11 protein-coding genes and 1 pseudogene are annotated in these 15,011 nt (G+C 59.8%); 6 read left to right on the top strand and 6 right to left on the bottom strand.

The window, feature by feature from the left end; genetic code table 11:
* Positions 1-301 (top strand): annotated as a pseudogene (locus ACQKP2_RS14965) (hypothetical protein); the annotation flags it as partial.
* Positions 302-405: 104 nt separating this feature from the next.
* Here ACQKP2_RS14965 and ACQKP2_RS14960 read toward each other — a convergent pair.
* Positions 406-1,899 carry a CoA-acylating methylmalonate-semialdehyde dehydrogenase gene (locus ACQKP2_RS14960; protein WP_427577462.1) on the bottom strand — a complete coding sequence of 498 codons (1,494 nt, stop codon included), beginning with the start codon at positions 1,897-1,899 and terminating at the stop codon, positions 406-408.
* A gap of 70 nt (positions 1,900-1,969) precedes the next feature.
* Positions 1,970-3,319 carry an aspartate aminotransferase family protein gene (locus ACQKP2_RS14955; RefSeq protein WP_427577461.1) on the bottom strand — a complete coding sequence of 450 codons (1,350 nt, stop codon included), beginning with the start codon at positions 3,317-3,319 and terminating at the stop codon, positions 1,970-1,972.
* Positions 3,320-3,458: 139 nt separating this feature from the next.
* On the opposite strand from ACQKP2_RS14955, the gene ACQKP2_RS14950 reads away from it, so the two are divergent.
* From ACQKP2_RS14950 to ACQKP2_RS14930, 5 genes are all read left to right on the top strand, one after another.
* Complete coding sequence (locus ACQKP2_RS14950; protein ID WP_427577459.1) at positions 3,459-4,379, top strand: LysR family transcriptional regulator; 921 nt, start codon at positions 3,459-3,461, stop codon at positions 4,377-4,379.
* Between the two features lie 108 nt (positions 4,380-4,487).
* On the top strand, positions 4,488-5,138 hold the full coding sequence (locus ACQKP2_RS14945) for a TetR/AcrR family transcriptional regulator (protein ID WP_427577457.1): 651 nt from the start codon (positions 4,488-4,490) through the stop codon (positions 5,136-5,138).
* 7 nt (positions 5,139-5,145) lie between these two features.
* Positions 5,146-5,727: an IMPACT family protein gene (locus ACQKP2_RS14940; protein ID WP_427577456.1), complete on the top strand. Its 582-nt coding sequence runs from the start codon at positions 5,146-5,148 to the stop codon at positions 5,725-5,727.
* Between the two features lie 496 nt (positions 5,728-6,223).
* Positions 6,224-6,913, top strand: a complete 690-nt coding sequence (locus ACQKP2_RS14935; protein ID WP_427577455.1) for an SDR family oxidoreductase — start codon at positions 6,224-6,226, stop codon at positions 6,911-6,913.
* Between the two features lie 286 nt (positions 6,914-7,199).
* The gene (locus ACQKP2_RS14930) at positions 7,200-8,558 is read left to right on the top strand and encodes an 8-oxoguanine deaminase (protein WP_427577454.1); all 1,359 of its coding nucleotides are present in this window, start codon (positions 7,200-7,202) and stop codon (positions 8,556-8,558) included.
* Positions 8,559-8,670: 112 nt separating this feature from the next.
* On the opposite strand, the gene ACQKP2_RS14925 is transcribed toward ACQKP2_RS14930, so the two are convergent.
* Genes ACQKP2_RS14925 through ACQKP2_RS14910 form a run of 4 tightly spaced genes read right to left on the bottom strand, consistent with a single transcriptional unit; the run spans position 8,671 to position 14,925 of the window.
* Entirely contained in the window at positions 8,671-9,027 is a 357-nt protein-coding gene (locus ACQKP2_RS14925; protein WP_427577452.1) for a copper-binding protein, read from the bottom strand.
* Positions 9,027-12,191, bottom strand: a complete 3,165-nt coding sequence (locus tag ACQKP2_RS14920; RefSeq protein ID WP_427577450.1) for an efflux RND transporter permease subunit — start codon at positions 12,189-12,191, stop codon at positions 9,027-9,029. The genes ACQKP2_RS14925 and ACQKP2_RS14920 overlap by 1 nt, the downstream gene beginning before the upstream one ends.
* A complete protein-coding gene (locus ACQKP2_RS14915) occupies positions 12,188-13,672 on the bottom strand; it encodes an efflux RND transporter periplasmic adaptor subunit (protein WP_427577448.1) in 1,485 nt (494 codons plus the stop codon). Before ACQKP2_RS14915 ends, ACQKP2_RS14920 begins: the two co-directional genes overlap by 4 nt.
* Complete coding sequence (locus ACQKP2_RS14910; protein ID WP_427577446.1) at positions 13,669-14,925, bottom strand: TolC family protein; 1,257 nt, start codon at positions 14,923-14,925, stop codon at positions 13,669-13,671. The genes ACQKP2_RS14915 and ACQKP2_RS14910 overlap by 4 nt, the downstream gene beginning before the upstream one ends.
* Positions 14,926-15,011: the final 86 nt, after the last annotated feature.

The following is a 15,011-nucleotide window of genomic DNA, read 5'->3' as shown; positions in this document are numbered from 1 at the left end:
CATCTCAACCGAGGCGCGCATTCTACAGCAGCCTCATTTGCTGTCAAGCGGTTATTTTCAGAAGTTTTCAAAGTTTCGCTTGGAAATCCTTAACAGCTTCAACCACTTGCGCTGTCGATCTCTCGTCAGCGGGAGGCGAATTCTACAGCGTTACTCGCTGCTGTCAACACCTCTTTTTCAACTTCCTTTCAGCTTCGATGACCTGAAGCCGCTTGCTGCCGAAAACTCGTCTAACTCATTGTTTTGCAAGGAGTTTTCCGTTTCGACTGCGCCGGAAGTGGGGCGAATTATAGAGATCTGAAATCTGCCGTCAACACTTAATTTCATATTTCTGTCATCAAAGTCAAAAAGCCCCGAAAACGCAAAGGCCGGCCCTTAGGGCCGGCCTTTACGTTTCCCTTCTAATTACAAGCTAGGGAAGGCAAATTGCGAGGCTTCATGGCTGGCACGCTGCGGCCAGCGCTGGGTGATGGCCTTGCGGCGAGTGTAGAAACGCACACCGTCCGGACCATAGGCATGCAAGTCGCCAAACAGCGAACGCTTCCAGCCACCAAAGCTGTGATAGGCCACTGGCACCGGCAGCGGTACGTTGACACCGACCATGCCGACTTCGATCTCATCGCAGAACAACCGCGCTGCTTCCCCATCACGGGTAAAGATGCAGGTGCCGTTGCCGTATTCGTGATCATTGATCAGTTGCATTGCCTCTTCCAGGCTGTTGACCCGGACAACGCACAGTACTGGACCGAAGATCTCTTCTTTATAGATACGCATTTCCGGTGTGACGTTGTCGAACAGGCAGCCACCGAGGAAGAAGCCATTTTCATGGCCGGCAACGCTCAGGCCGCGACCATCCACCACCAGCGTCGCGCCCGCAGCAACACCGTCGTCCACATAGCCACTGACCTTGTCACGAGCCTGACCGGTGACCAGAGGCCCCATGTCCAGGCCGCAGCTGGTACCGGCACCAATCTTCAGCGCCTTGATTTGCGGAGTCAGCTTGGCCACCAGAGCATCGGCAACCTGATCGCCCACACACACGGCAACCGAAATGGCCATGCAACGCTCACCGCAGGAACCGTAAGCGGCGCCCATCAATGCGCTGACGGCGTTATCCAGATCCGCATCCGGCATCAGCACGGCATGGTTCTTGGCCCCGCCCAGCGCCTGGACGCGTTTGCCGCGCTTGGTGCCTTCGGCGTAGATGTATTCGGCAATCGGGGTCGAACCCACGAAGCTCAGCGCTTTGACTTCAGGCGCCTCGATCAGCGCATCCACTGCAGTCTTGTCACCGTGAACAACGCTCAATACGCCCTTTGGCAGACCGGCTTCGAGCAGCAATTGTGCGATCAGCAGCGTCGAACTCGGGTCACGCTCGGACGGTTTGAGAATGAAGCAGTTGCCGCAGACGATCGCCAGCGGGTACATCCACAGCGGCACCATGGCCGGGAAGTTGAATGGCGTGATACCGGCCACTACACCCAGTGGCTGGAAGTCTGACCAGGCGTCGATGTTCGGACCGACGTTACGGCTGTACTCGCCCTTGAGGATTTCCGGAGCAGCGCAGGCAAATTCGACGTTCTCGATACCGCGCTTCAATTCGCCGGCGGCGTCTTCCAGGGTCTTGCCGTGTTCTTCACTGATCAATTGCGAGATGCGTGCTTCGTTCTGCTCCAGCAGTTGCTTGAAGCGGAACATGACCTGGGCACGTTTGGCCGCTGGCGTATTGCGCCAGGCCGGAAACGCAGCCTTGGCGGCATCGATTGCCTGCTGGATGGTTTCGCGGGTGGCCAGTGGCAGCTTGTGGATCGCCTGGCCGGTGGACGGGTTGAACACATCAACCGCGCGACCGTTCTCGGTCACCAGTTCACCATTGATCAAATGCGGGATAACGCTCATGGAAGCTCCTGAAAAGTTGTCCACAGGCGCCCGCAGCGGGGCGCCATCGGTATTTATATAGAAGGAGAAATCAGTCGATCTTGCTCAGCACTTCGCCGACCGCGTCGAACAGACGATCCAGGTCCTGCGGCTTGCTGTTGAAGGTTGGGCCGAACTGCAGGGTGTCGCCGCCGAAGCGCACGTAGAACCCGGCTTTCCACAACGCCATGCCCGCTTCGAACGGACGCACGATGGCGTCACCATCACGCGGCGCGATCTGGATTGCGCCGGCCAGGCCGAAGTTGCGGATGTCGATGATGTTTTTCGTGCCTTTCAAGCCATGCAGTGCATTTTCAAAATGCGGTGCGACTTCGGCCACGCTTTGCACCAGGCTTTCCTTTTGCAGCAGATCGAGAGCGGCAAGGCCAGCGGCACAAGCCACAGGGTGCGCGGAATAGGTGTAGCCGTGCGGGAACTCCACTGCGTACTCAGGCGTCGGCTGATTCATGAAGGTCTGGTAGATCTCGGAGCTGGCAATCACCGCGCCCATCGGGATCGCGCCGTTGGTGACTTGCTTGGCGATGCACATCAGATCCGGGGTCACGTCGAAGGTGGTGGCGCCGAACATGGTGCCGGTACGGCCGAAACCGGTGATCACTTCATCGAACACCAGCAGGATGCTGTGCTGGTCGCAGATTTCACGCAGACGCTTCAGATAACCCTGTGGCGGAACCAGCACGCCAGCGGAACCGGCCAGTGGCTCGACGAATACGGCGGCGATGTTCGAGGCATCGTGCAACTCGATCAGCTTCAGCAGCTCATCAGCCAAGGCGATACCGCCCTGCTCCGGCATGCCACGGGAAAACGCATTGCTTGCCAGCAGGGTGTGCGGCAGGTGGTCGACGTCCATCATCGCCTGACCGAACAGTTTGCGGTTGCCGTTGACACCGCCGAGGCTGGTACCGGCGATGTTCACGCCGTGGTAGCCACGGGCGCGACCGATCATTTTGGTCTTGGTCGGCTGACCTTTCAGGCGCCAGTAAGCACGCACCATCTTCACGGCAGTATCGGCGCACTCGGAACCCGAGTCGGTGAAGAACACGTGGTTCAGGTTGCCCGGCGTCAGGTCGGTGATTTTCTCCGCCAGCTGGAACGACAGCGGGTGGCCGTACTGGAAGCCTGGCGAGTAATCGAGGGTGCCCAGTTGCTTGGTCACCGCGTCCTGGATTTCCTTGCGAGTGTGCCCGGCGCCACAGGTCCACAGGCCAGACAGCGAGTCATAGACTTTGCGGCCCTTGTCGTCGATCAGCCAGCTGCCTTCGGCCCCCACGATCAGGCGCGGATCGCGCTGGAAATTGCGGTTGGCGGTGTACGGCATCCAGTGAGCGTCGAGCTTGAGCTGGCTGGCCAGGGCAGTCGGAGCGTTTTCAGGCAAGTTCATGGGCGAAACCTCGCAAGGCAATAAGCGGCGTAGGGATTGAAAACCGTTGTTGCAGCTAAATTGCCACGGCGATAAAGTCCGTGAAATTCAACTTTTATAACCTTTAGTCAGCCCACGACTAAACTATCGAGAAAAACACATGAGCACCCGCCGCCCCGACCCGTTGGCGCAAGTCAGCGACTTCGACATACGCCTGTTGCGGATCTTTCGCAGCGTGGTCGAATGCGGCGGTTTCTCCGCAGCCGAAAGCGTGCTCGGCATCGGACGCTCGGCCATCAGCCAGCAGATGAGCGACCTGGAACAACGCCTGGGTTTGCGCCTGTGCCAACGTGGCCGCGCCGGTTTTTCCCTGACCGAAGAGGGCCGCGAGGTTTATCAATCGGCTTTGCAGCTGTTGAGTGCCCTGGAAAGCTTCCGTACCGAGGTCAATGGACTTCACCGGCATTTGCGCGGCGAGCTGACCATCGGCCTGACCGATAACCTGGTCACCTTGCCCCACATGCGCATCACCCATGCGCTGGCGCAATTGAAGGAACGCGGGCCTGACGTGCAGATTCAGATCCGCATGATCGCCCCCAATGAGGTGGAGCAAGGCGTGCTCGATGGCCGTTTGCACGTTGGCGTGGTGCCCCAGGCAAGCGCACTGTCGGGTCTGGAATATCAGCCGCTCTACAGTGAGCGTTCATTGCTGTATTGCGCCGTTGGCCACCCGCTGTTTTACGTCGATGACAAGCAACTGGACGACGATCGCCTCAACAGTCAGGACGCCATTGCCCCGACATTCCGTTTGCCGGCGGAGATCCAGGCCCATTACCAGGCGCTCAATTGCACCGCCAGCGCGTCGGACCGCGAAGGTATGGCGTTCCTGATCCTGACCGGACGCTACATCGGATACCTGCCGGACCACTACGCCAGCCTCTGGGTACAGCAAGGCCGTTTGCGTGCACTGAAACCCGACTCACGCTTCTATGACCTGAGCCTCGCCTCGGTCACTCGCAAGGGCCGTCGCCCTCACCTGGTACTCGAAAGCTTCCTGGAGAGCCTGGCCGCGACGCGCTGAAAATCGGCGGGAGGGTTTTCAGGTTTTATCGTATCGGGACTTGTCCCGGAGCCTGCGGGTGCGTTATCAACGCAGTGGCCGCGCCCACCCCATTGATCGGAAGTGCCTATGACCTTTGAAGTCCCAGCTCACGGCGGCAAACCTGCCAGCCGCATTCGTCAGAAGAACGAAGAGACCATCATCAAAGCCGCCGAAGACGAATTCGCCCGTCACGGCTACAAAGGCACCAGCATGAACACCATCGCCCAGAATGCCGGGTTGCCGAAGGCGAACCTGCATTACTACTTCACCAACAAACTCGGTTTGTACGTGGCGGTGTTGAGCAACATCCTCCAACTCTGGGACAGCACCTTCAACACGCTGACGATCGAGGATGACCCGGCCGAAGCCTTGACCCGCTACATTCGCGCCAAAATGGAGTTCTCCCGGCGTCAGCCACAGGCCTCGCGGATCTTCGCCATGGAAGTCATCAGCGGTGGCGAGTGCCTGACCGAATACTTCAACCAGGACTACCGCACCTGGTTCCAGGGCCGGGCCTCGGTCTTTCAAACCTGGATCGACGCCGGCAAGATGGACCCGGTCGATCCGGTCAACCTGATTTTCCTGCTGTGGGGCAGCACCCAGCATTACGCCGACTTCGCCACCCAGATCTGCCGTGTCACCGGGCGCACCAAGCTGACCAAACAGGATATGGAAGACGCCGGCACCCATCTGATCCGCATCATCCTCAAAGGCTGCGGCCTGACACCGACCATTTAAGACGCCTATGCCTTTTACCCTCAGCGACTTTTGCGAATACCGCGAAGAGATTCGCAAAAGCCGCTTCATCACCTTCGCCGCGCCAATCAGTACGCCCGCCGAAGCACAAGCGTTCATCGCCCAACACAGTGACCTGAACGCCACACACAACTGCTGGGCGTGGAAGCTTGGCGATCAATACCGCAGCACCGATGACGGTGAGCCTGGCGGCACCGCCGGGCGGCCGATTCTGGCCGCGATCGATGCGCAGGATTGCGATCAGGTCGCCGTGCTGGTGATTCGCTGGTATGGCGGAATTCAACTGGGCACGGGTGGGCTCGCCCGGGCCTATGGTGGTGGTGCCAATAAATGCCTGCAGGCCGCGCCGAAGATCGAACTGATCAGTCGGGTGCCCCTGCATTGTGCCTGCGCCTTCGCTGAGCTGACCCTGGTGAAACTGCGGGTCGCCGAGCACGGCGGACTGGTGGTTGAGGAAACTTTCACCGCCAACGGAGTGCAGTTGCAATTGGCGGTCAACGCCACGCAGATCGAGACGCTGCAGAATCAGCTGGCCGATCTGAGTCGAGGACGCATTCTGTTGCAGCGTTGAAACGGCATGCTGTCGGTTATTCACACGCGTGCATCCTCCGACACTTGCTCACATCAGCTGTGCACCCGGCTGTGGATAACCTGAGCACACACCGCTGTAACCCTTCTGTCATGCGGCTTTGCGGCCTTTGTTCACTTTTCGTTCAATTTGCCATCAAAAAATATAAATTCATGTAAAAACATAGAGTTAGGTCGGTTTATCACCTTTAGAAGATAGCCACTGCGCGCTTATGCCCGACCTTTGCGCTTGCGCACAAATACTGTGGAGCAATCTGTGGATAACCCGTTCATTCCCGCCGCGGCACCATGCCAGGCATGGCTTACGCCAAACTGATCATTTTTCGACCAACCAGGCACTGGTACGGATGTCATTTGCCAAAGCGTTGTCCACAATGACCATCACACCAAACTCGACGCGTTGCCTCGAACGATGCAGCATGGATTCAACCTGTATCACCCATGCAACTCGTGATTCCAAACCATCAAGGAAGCCACTCATGTCCAAGGCAAAAACCGCACTCATCATCGGTGCCTCCCGGGGGCTGGGCCTCGGTCTGGTCAAAACCCTGCTTGACGATGGCTGGCAAGTCACAGCCACCGTGCGCAATCCGCAAAATGCCGATGCTCTGAAAGCCCTGGGCAAGGTGCGGGTCGAAAAACTCGACATGGACGATCAGCAAGCAGTGATCGACCTCAGTCAGCAACTCAAGGGTGAGGTGTTCGATCTGCTGTTCGTCAACGCCGGAGTCAAAGGCCCTGAAGTGCAGACACCAAACGGAGGCGCGACACTGGCCGACGTCGGTCAGCTGTTTTTCACCAACGCCGTGGCGCCGATCAACCTGGCCCAGCGATTTGTCGGGCAGATTCGTCCGCAAACCGGCGTACTGGCCTTCATGAGTTCGGTGCTGGGCAGCGTAACCATGCCGGACGCGCCGGAGCTGGCTTTGTATAAGGCCAGCAAGGCAGCACTGAACTCCATGACCAACAGTTTCGTCACGCAACTGGGCGAGCAGACACTCACCGTCCTGTCCCTGCATCCGGGCTGGGTGAAAACCGACATGGGAGGTGAAGGCGCCGATATTGACGTAGACACCAGCACCCGTGGACTGGTGGATCAGGTGAATGCGTATGTCGGCAAGGGCGGGCATCATTTCGTGAACTATCGGGGCGAAACCATTCCCTGGTAAACACCACCAACCTCCCCTGTAGGAGCGAGGCTTGCCCGCGAAGGTGGCCTCGCGTCGTACGGCGCCATTGAAAACGCCTTCGCCGGCAAGCCTGGCTCCTACGGGTTCTGGAACACCCACAAAATTGGTGTTGCAGCAGTGAAGCTTGCTCCGGTCGGACCGGGCTTGCCCGTAACACCGATTTGATCGACACTTCGCACCTCGCCTCCCCGGCGACCCTGGATCAGCAGACAGGGCAACACTGAGCTGGCAACCCTGAACCCCATTTTCAGAGGAGCCGGCGAACATGCCTGCCATCCGTACCTGGTTAAAAAATCCCCTCGCCATCTTCACGGCCAACGGTCTCGATGCCCGTGGCGGTCTGGTGCTGCAAGACGGTTTGATCGTCGAAGTGCTTGGCGCCGGTCAACAACCCAGCGCCCCCTGCCATGAAGTGTTCGATGCCCGCGAGCACGTGATCCTGCCGGGCCTGATCAACACCCATCACCACTTCTATCAAACCCTGACCCGTGCCTGGGCGCCTGTGGTCAACCAGCCGTTGTTTCCCTGGCTGAAAACCCTCTACCCGGTCTGGGCGCGACTGACCCCGCAAAAACTGGCCCTCGCCACAAAAGTCGCGCTGGCCGAACTGCTGCTGTCCGGGTGCACCACCGCTGCCGATCACCACTACCTGTTCCCGGACGGTCTGGAAAACGCCATCGATGTGCAGGTCGAAAGCGTGCGTGAACTGGGCATGCGCGCCATGCTCACCCGTGGTTCCATGAGCCTCGGCGAAAAGGACGGCGGGCTGCCGCCGCAGCAGACCGTGCAGGAAGGCCAGGTGATTCTGGACGATAGCCAGCGCCTGATCGCCGAGTACCACGAACGCGGTGACGGCGCGCAAATCCAGATTGCCCTCGCGCCCTGCTCGCCGTTCTCGGTGACCGAGCAAATCATGTCGGCCAGCGCCGAACTGGCGAACAAACTCGACGTGCGCCTGCACACGCACCTGGCCGAAACCCTGGACGAAGAAGACTTCTGCCTGCAACGCTTCGGCCTGCGCACCGTGGATTATCTGGACAGCGTCGGCTGGCTGGGTCCGCGCACCTGGCTGGCCCACGGCATCCACTTCAACCCGGATGAAATCGCCCGCCTCGGCGCCGCCGGGACAGGCATCTGCCATTGCCCGAGTTCAAACATGCGCCTGGCGTCCGGCATCTGCCCGAGCATCGAACTGACCGACGCCGGCGCACCGCTGGGCCTTGGCGTAGACGGCTCAGCCTCCAACGACGCATCGAACATGATCCTCGAGGCACGCCAGGCGCTGTACATCCAGCGCCTGCGTTATGGCGCCGAGAAGATCACGCCAGAACGCGTACTGGGTTGGGCCACCAAAGGTTCGGCGCAGCTGCTTGGCCGCAACGACATTGGTGAACTGGCCGTGGGCAAGCAGGCCGACCTGGCGCTGTTCAAACTCGATGAGCTGCGTTTTTCCGGCAGCCACGACCCGGTGTCGGCCCTGCTGTTGTGCGGCGCAGACCGGGCGGATCGGGTCATGGTCGGCGGCAAGTGGCGAGTGATCGACGGACAGGTCGAAGGGCTGGATCTCAAGGGGTTGATCGCTGATCACAGCCAGGCGGCCCGACAGCTGATCGCCGGCAACTGACACGCTGAAACTGCGGGAGCGAACCTGCTCGCTCCCGCAGTCGTTCATGACGAGCCAGGCGATCCTCTAGCGATCACATCGCAAACGACACCGGAGCATGGCCTCGGCATCGCTATTTCTCCTTGGCCATGGACACCACCGTGGCTTTCGCGCCCTCATTGCGGAACTCGAACGTCACCCGATCGCCTGCGCTCAGCCCCTCCAATTGTTGCGCCGTGGCAAAAAAGGCCATCGTCATGGCAGGCCACTGCAAGGCCGGAACGGCGCCATGCGCAATGGTGACTGTGTGTTTCTCAAGGTTAATAGCCTTGATCGTGCCTTGCGCTTTGGCGATTGGCGCCTGTGTTGCTGGCTGCTCGGCCTGCATGCCCTCCATATCGTCCATTTTCATGCCGGGCATCTCTTCTGCCAGGGCGATAAAGGACAAGGTGGCCAGGGTGCTTGCGACTGCAATTTGCATCAGCTTCATTAGAGTTTTCCTTGCGGGAGAGAGGATTCAACAGCGTCAACAGAAAGATGCCGGCGGCGCATCAGTCGATAGGCAGCCGGAATAACAAACAAAGAAAGCAAAGGGGCCGTCACCATGCCACCGACCATGGGCGCGGCAATGCGGCTCATGACTTCGCTGCCGGTTCCGCTACCCAACAGGATGGGCAACAAACCGGCAATGATCACGGCCACGGTCATGGCCTTGGGTCTGACTCGTTGCACGGCGCCTTCACGAATCGCCGCAACCAGCCCACGCTCGGTACTGTCGCCAAGGTCCTCACGCTCAGCCCAGGCGTTCTTGAGGTAGAGCAACATGATCACACCGAACTCAGCGGAAACACCGGCCAGTGCAATGAAACCCACCCCGGTGGCAACCGACAGGTTGAACCCCAACAAATAGAGGAACCATACCCCGCCAGTCAGCGCGAACGGCAGCGTGGCCATGATCAGCAACGCCTCATCAAAACGCGCGAACGTCAGGTAAAGCAGCACGAAGATGATCAGCAAGGTGCCCGGCACCACCAGTTTGAGTCGGGCATTGGCCCTTTCGAGGAACTCGAATTGCCCTGAGTAGCTCAGGCTCATGCCGGGCTGCAACTTGACCTGCTCATTGATGGCTCGGCGCAGGTCCGCTACCACCGATGAGATGTCACGGCCGCGCACATCGATGTACACCCAGCCCGAAGGTCGCGCGTTCTCGCTTTTGAGCATTGGCGGGCCATCATTGACTTTGACCTTCGCCACCATGCCCAGGGTGATCTGGCCACCTGACGGGGTGTAGACCGGCAATTGCTCCAGGGCAGCGAGCGAATCACGCCACTCCCTCGGATATCGCACATTGATCGGAAAACGTGCCAGGCCATCAACCGTTTCGCCGATGTTCTCACCCCCAATCGCTCCGGCCACAATGGACTGCACATCGGCGATGTTCAGTCCGTAGCGGGCGGCGGCGTTACGGTCGATATCCACATCAATGTAACGGCCACCGGTCAGTCGCTCGGCCAGTGCCGAACTGACACCGGGTATGCCCTTGGCGACGCGCTCGACCGCCAGTGTCACGGCATCGATCTGCGTCAGGTTGGCGCCGGCCACTTTCACCCCGATCGGACTCTTGATCCCCGTAGCCAGCATGTCGATGCGATTGCGAATCGGCGGTATCCAGATATTGGTCAGCCCGGGAACACGCACCACCCGATCCAGTTCTTCCACCAGTTTCTGCTGAGTCATACCCGCACGCCATTGCTCACGCGGCTTGAACTGGATAGTGGTTTCAAACATTTCCAGAGGCGCCGGATCGGTGGCGCTTTCAGCACGACCGGCCTTGCCGAAGACATGTTCGACCTCAGGTACGGTTTTGATCAACCGATCGGTTTGTTGCAGCAACTGCGCTGCTTTCTGTGCCGACAACCCCGGCAGGGCGGAAGGCATGTAGAGCAGATCCCCTTCGTCCAGCGGCGGCAGAAACTCACCTCCCAGGCGCGACATCGGCCATAGCCCGCTGACAAAAACCAGTAGTGCCACCAGCAAGATGACTTTGGGACGCCGCAAAACCACATCGAGGGCTGGCTGATAGATTCTGATCAACCACCGGTTCAACGGGTTTTGTCGCTCGCTGGGAATCGGGCCCCGAATCCAGTAGCCCATCAGCACAGGTATCAGCGTTACGGAAAGCCCGGCCGCTGCGGCCATGGCGTAGGTTTTGGTGAACGCCAGCGGGCCAAACAACCGCCCCTCCTGCGCCTCCAGGGTGAACACCGGAATGAATGACAGGGTGATGATCAACAAGCAGAAGAACAATGCCGGGCCCACCTCGACCGCCGCTTCGGTGATCAAGTGCCAATGACGTTCCCCCTTCAATGGCTCACCCGCATTGGCCGCGTGCCATGCCTCGATTTTCTTGTGCGCGTTTTCGATCATGACCACGGCTGCATCGACCATGGCGCCGATGGCGATGGCAATCCCGCCCAGGGACATGATGTTGGCGTTGATGCCTTGATAACGCATGACGATAAAGGCAATCAGCACGCCCACCGGCAGCGAAATGATCGCAACGAGGGAAGAGCGCAGGTGCCAGAGAAAGATCCCGCAAACCAACGCGACGACGATGAACTCTTCGATCAGCTTGTGACTGAGGTTTTCAACCGCACGGTCGATCAGCTTGCTGCGGTCGTAGGTGGTAACGATTTCGACTCCGGCCGGCAAACTGCTCTTCAACTCGTCGAGTTTCGTCTTGATCGCAGCAATGGTCTGGCGAGCGTTCTTGCCGCTACGCAGAATCACGACCCCACCGACAGTCTCGCCCTCGCCGTCCAGCTCAGTGATACCGCGCCGCATCTCCGGCCCTAACTGGATCGTGGCGACATCGCCAAGACTCACCGGTACGCCACCGACCCCAAGCTTGAGCGGAATCGCCCGAAAATCGTTGAGCGACTTCAAATAACCGGAAGCTCGCACAATGAACTCGGACTCTGCCATCTCCAGCACGGAACCACCGGTTTCCTGGTTGGCCTTGCCGATCGCGTCCGTCACCTGCGCCTGGGTAATGCCCAGGCTTGCCAGCTTCAAGGGATCGAGCTGTACCTGATACTGCTTGACCATGCCCCCCACCGTGGCCACTTCGGCAACATTAGGCAGGGTCTTGAGCTCGAACTTGAGGAACCAGTCCTGAAGGGCGCGCAATTGAGCCAGGTCATGTCCGCCACTGCGGTCCACCAGTGCGTACTGGAAAATCCACCCCACCCCGGTGGCATCCGGTCCCAATGCCGGCCTGGCACTGGCCGGCAAGCGGCTTTGTATCTGGCTCAGGTACTCCAGCACTCGTGAGCGGGCCCAATAGGGATCAGTACCGTCCTCGAACAGCACATACACAAAGCTGTCACCGAAGAAGGAATAACCGCGCACGGTCCTGGCCCCAGGCACCGAGAGCATGGTGGTGGCCAACGGGTAGGTCACCTGGTTCTCGACGATTTGCGGCGCCTGCCCCGGATACGGGGTACGAATGATGACCTGGACATCCGAAAGATCCGGCAATGCGTCAATCGGCGTGCTCACTACCGACCAGGTGCCCCACGCGGTGACGAACAGCGTCGCCAGCAGCACAAGAAAGCGATTGGTTACAGACCAGCGAATCAGGGCGGCAATCATGGTTGGCTCCCCGATTTTTCCAAGCGTTCGACACGCAACCCCTCATCGGTCTGACTCACCCCGATCCGCACCTGGTCGCCCGCTTTGAGCCCCTGCATCAACGCGGGATCAGCCAGCGGGAACGTCATGGTCATGCCAGGCATGCCCAACGTCTTGAAAGGACCATGGGCGAGCGTGACTTCCCTGTCGTTGATCTCGATCACCTGCCCATCCGCCTCATGCAGTCCGGCAACTGCCGTGCTGGGGGATGGCTCCTGCCCTGCACTGGCGACAATGCCCTTGAGGCTGGCCTCCGAATCAAGCAGGAACTGCCCCGAAGCCACCACCTTCTGACTTTCTTCCAGACCGTTCAATATCGCCGTCTTGCCATCGTTCTCCTGCCCTGGTTGCACCACCACAGGTCGGTAATGACCGGCGTCTTCGGCAAGCATCACCAATGCACGTCGCCCGGTGCGAATGACAGCCTCGCTCGGTACCCACAACACACCTTGCCCGGTTGGACGGCTCAAGCGTACCTGCGCCGTCAAGCCCGGCTTGAGGCGACCGTCCGGGTTGGGCAGTTCCACTCGCACACTGAGGGTTCGGCTGTCCGGGTTGGTCTGCGGCAGAATCGCGCTGACCTTGCCCTTGAGCACTGTCCCCGGGAAGGCTGGCAGACGTGCCTCGACCGTCTGCCCGATGGCAATCGCTCCGGCGTCCGACTCTGGAACGGCAACGGCAAGCCAGACACTGCCCAAGCCATTGACGCGTGCGAGGGTATCGCCGGTCGCCACGGTCATGCCTGCACGTACGTTCAACTCTTGCAGCACACCTCCAATCGGGCTGACGAGCGTCAGGATTGGCTGGACTTTGCCAGTGCGCTCCACTTGGGCGATCAACGCTGCCGGCATCGCGCTCAGCCGCAACCTTTGACGGGCCGCGGCCAACAAGTCCGCGTCCCCGTTTTGTTTGAGGGCCAGGAATTCAGTCTGGGCAGCCGCCCATTCCGGCACCAGAAGATCGGCCAGCGCTTCGTTGGGTTTGAGCACATCACCGGGAGCATGGCCATACGCCCGCTCGACAAAGCCTGTGGTGCGCGCCTGAATCACCGCCACATCCCGTTCGTTGAACGCCAGAACGCCGGTAACTTCCAGGCTGGAATCAAGCACCCCGCGAGTGACTGTCGCAAGACGCAAGCCCAGATTCTGGCTCTGGTCCGGACTGATGCTGACAGTCGTATTGGCCTCTGCACCACTGGCGTACCGAGGGACCAATTGCATGTCCATGAAGGGGGACTTGCCCGGCTTATCGAACTTTTGCTGCGGGTACATCGGATCGTACCAATACAGTGCCTTGCGTTCGCCCGATGAGCCTTGGCTCTGCTCCTGGGCGCTGCCTGCTGCTCCACTCATTCGCTGGCGAGCCACTTCGTATCCACCGGCAACCCCGAAGGCCAACGCGATGCCGGCCAGCACTACCCCGTTCCATTTTCCAAGGTTCATTGGCCGGCCTCCCCATAAGCAAAATAAAGGCGCGCACTGCTCAGCGCTCGTTGCTCCTCCGTGTCGATCTGTTTGAGGCGGGCCTCAATGAGCTCTCGCCTGGCGGTGACAACGGCATTCAGATCGCCCTTGCCGGATCGATAACTGGCCATGCTGAGTTCCACCTTTTCCCTGGCCAGCGGTAACAGGCTTTCCCGGCTTCGCTGGACGGCACGATTCAGACGTTCATAGTCAGCCAGCTCACTCTCCAACTGCTGGGTGTGCTCACGTGACAGGGCTTCACGCTGGGCTTCAAGCTGACTGAGCTCGGCCTGTTTGGCGGCGATCCTGGGGTTTTGGCGAGAGCCCGGGAACAGCGGCAGGTCCCAGGAAAACTGCACGCTGACCATATCGCCAAACTCGCGACCGCGGTGCTGGTAGTCCAGCTCCCAGCTCCAGTCCGACTGCTTCTCGGACACGGCCTCATTGACCTTGGCCTGCGCTTCGCGGGTCATTGGCGCAAAAGCTGCCAACTCGGGGTGGTGTTGCAGTTTGTGGGAGTAGCCTGAGGCATCGACTGGCCATTCCGGCAAGCCGCCCACGGGGGTGTCGCTGCCAGCAGAGCCGATCCAGCGCTTGAGGGCCGCTCGGGCGAGGGCCCGTTGGCGGATCAAGTCGTCCTGTTGCTCTGCCAATTGAGCCGCTTCCTGCCTGGGTGTCACCGCATCAGCCGGTTGTGCACGACCACCGGCAATCTGCGCCCTGACGGCATCGGCCAGCAAACGGTTGTCTTTGTACAAGTCCTCGAACAGCGCCTCCTTGCGCTCGACCGAGAAACTGCTGATCCAGGCCAATGCCGTGGACTGCCGAACGTTGAGACGTTCGACCCTGCGCTGTGCAACGGCTTTGTCGACGGCTGCATCGGCGACTTCAATGCGCGCCTTGCGCTTGTCGCTGTTCGGCATTTCCTGCCTGACCCCAACCATTTGCATGGTCATGAAGTCCTGGTCAATGCTCCAGCGATCCGGCCCTCCTATGGGATAGTTCTGTACCCCCATCACTAACCTGGGATCAGGCAGCTCACCGGCGGGAATGGCTGCACTGCTGGCAGCCTGAATGTTGGCGTCTTGAGCGATCAATGTCGGCGCATTGTTTTCGGCCAGACGCAGTGCTTCATCCAGGGTCAAGGTGGCAGCGAGGCTCGGCAATGCCAATACCCCTACCGCCAGGCCGGCCACGAGGGACCAACCTGTGCAATAGCACTTGGAGTTCATGTTTACGATTCCTGTGATCATCCACCGCACGCGTCAAAGGACAGGTGCACAGCTGATTCATCCCGCCAATGCGGGATGAGTTTCAA

The sequence above is a fragment of the Pseudomonas sp. NPDC089569 genome, from assembly GCF_050280625.1.
Lineage (GTDB): Bacteria > Pseudomonadota > Gammaproteobacteria > Pseudomonadales > Pseudomonadaceae > Aquipseudomonas.
The sequence above is the reverse complement of the archived record's forward strand: the minus strand, read 5'-3'. Positions and strand labels throughout refer to the sequence as shown.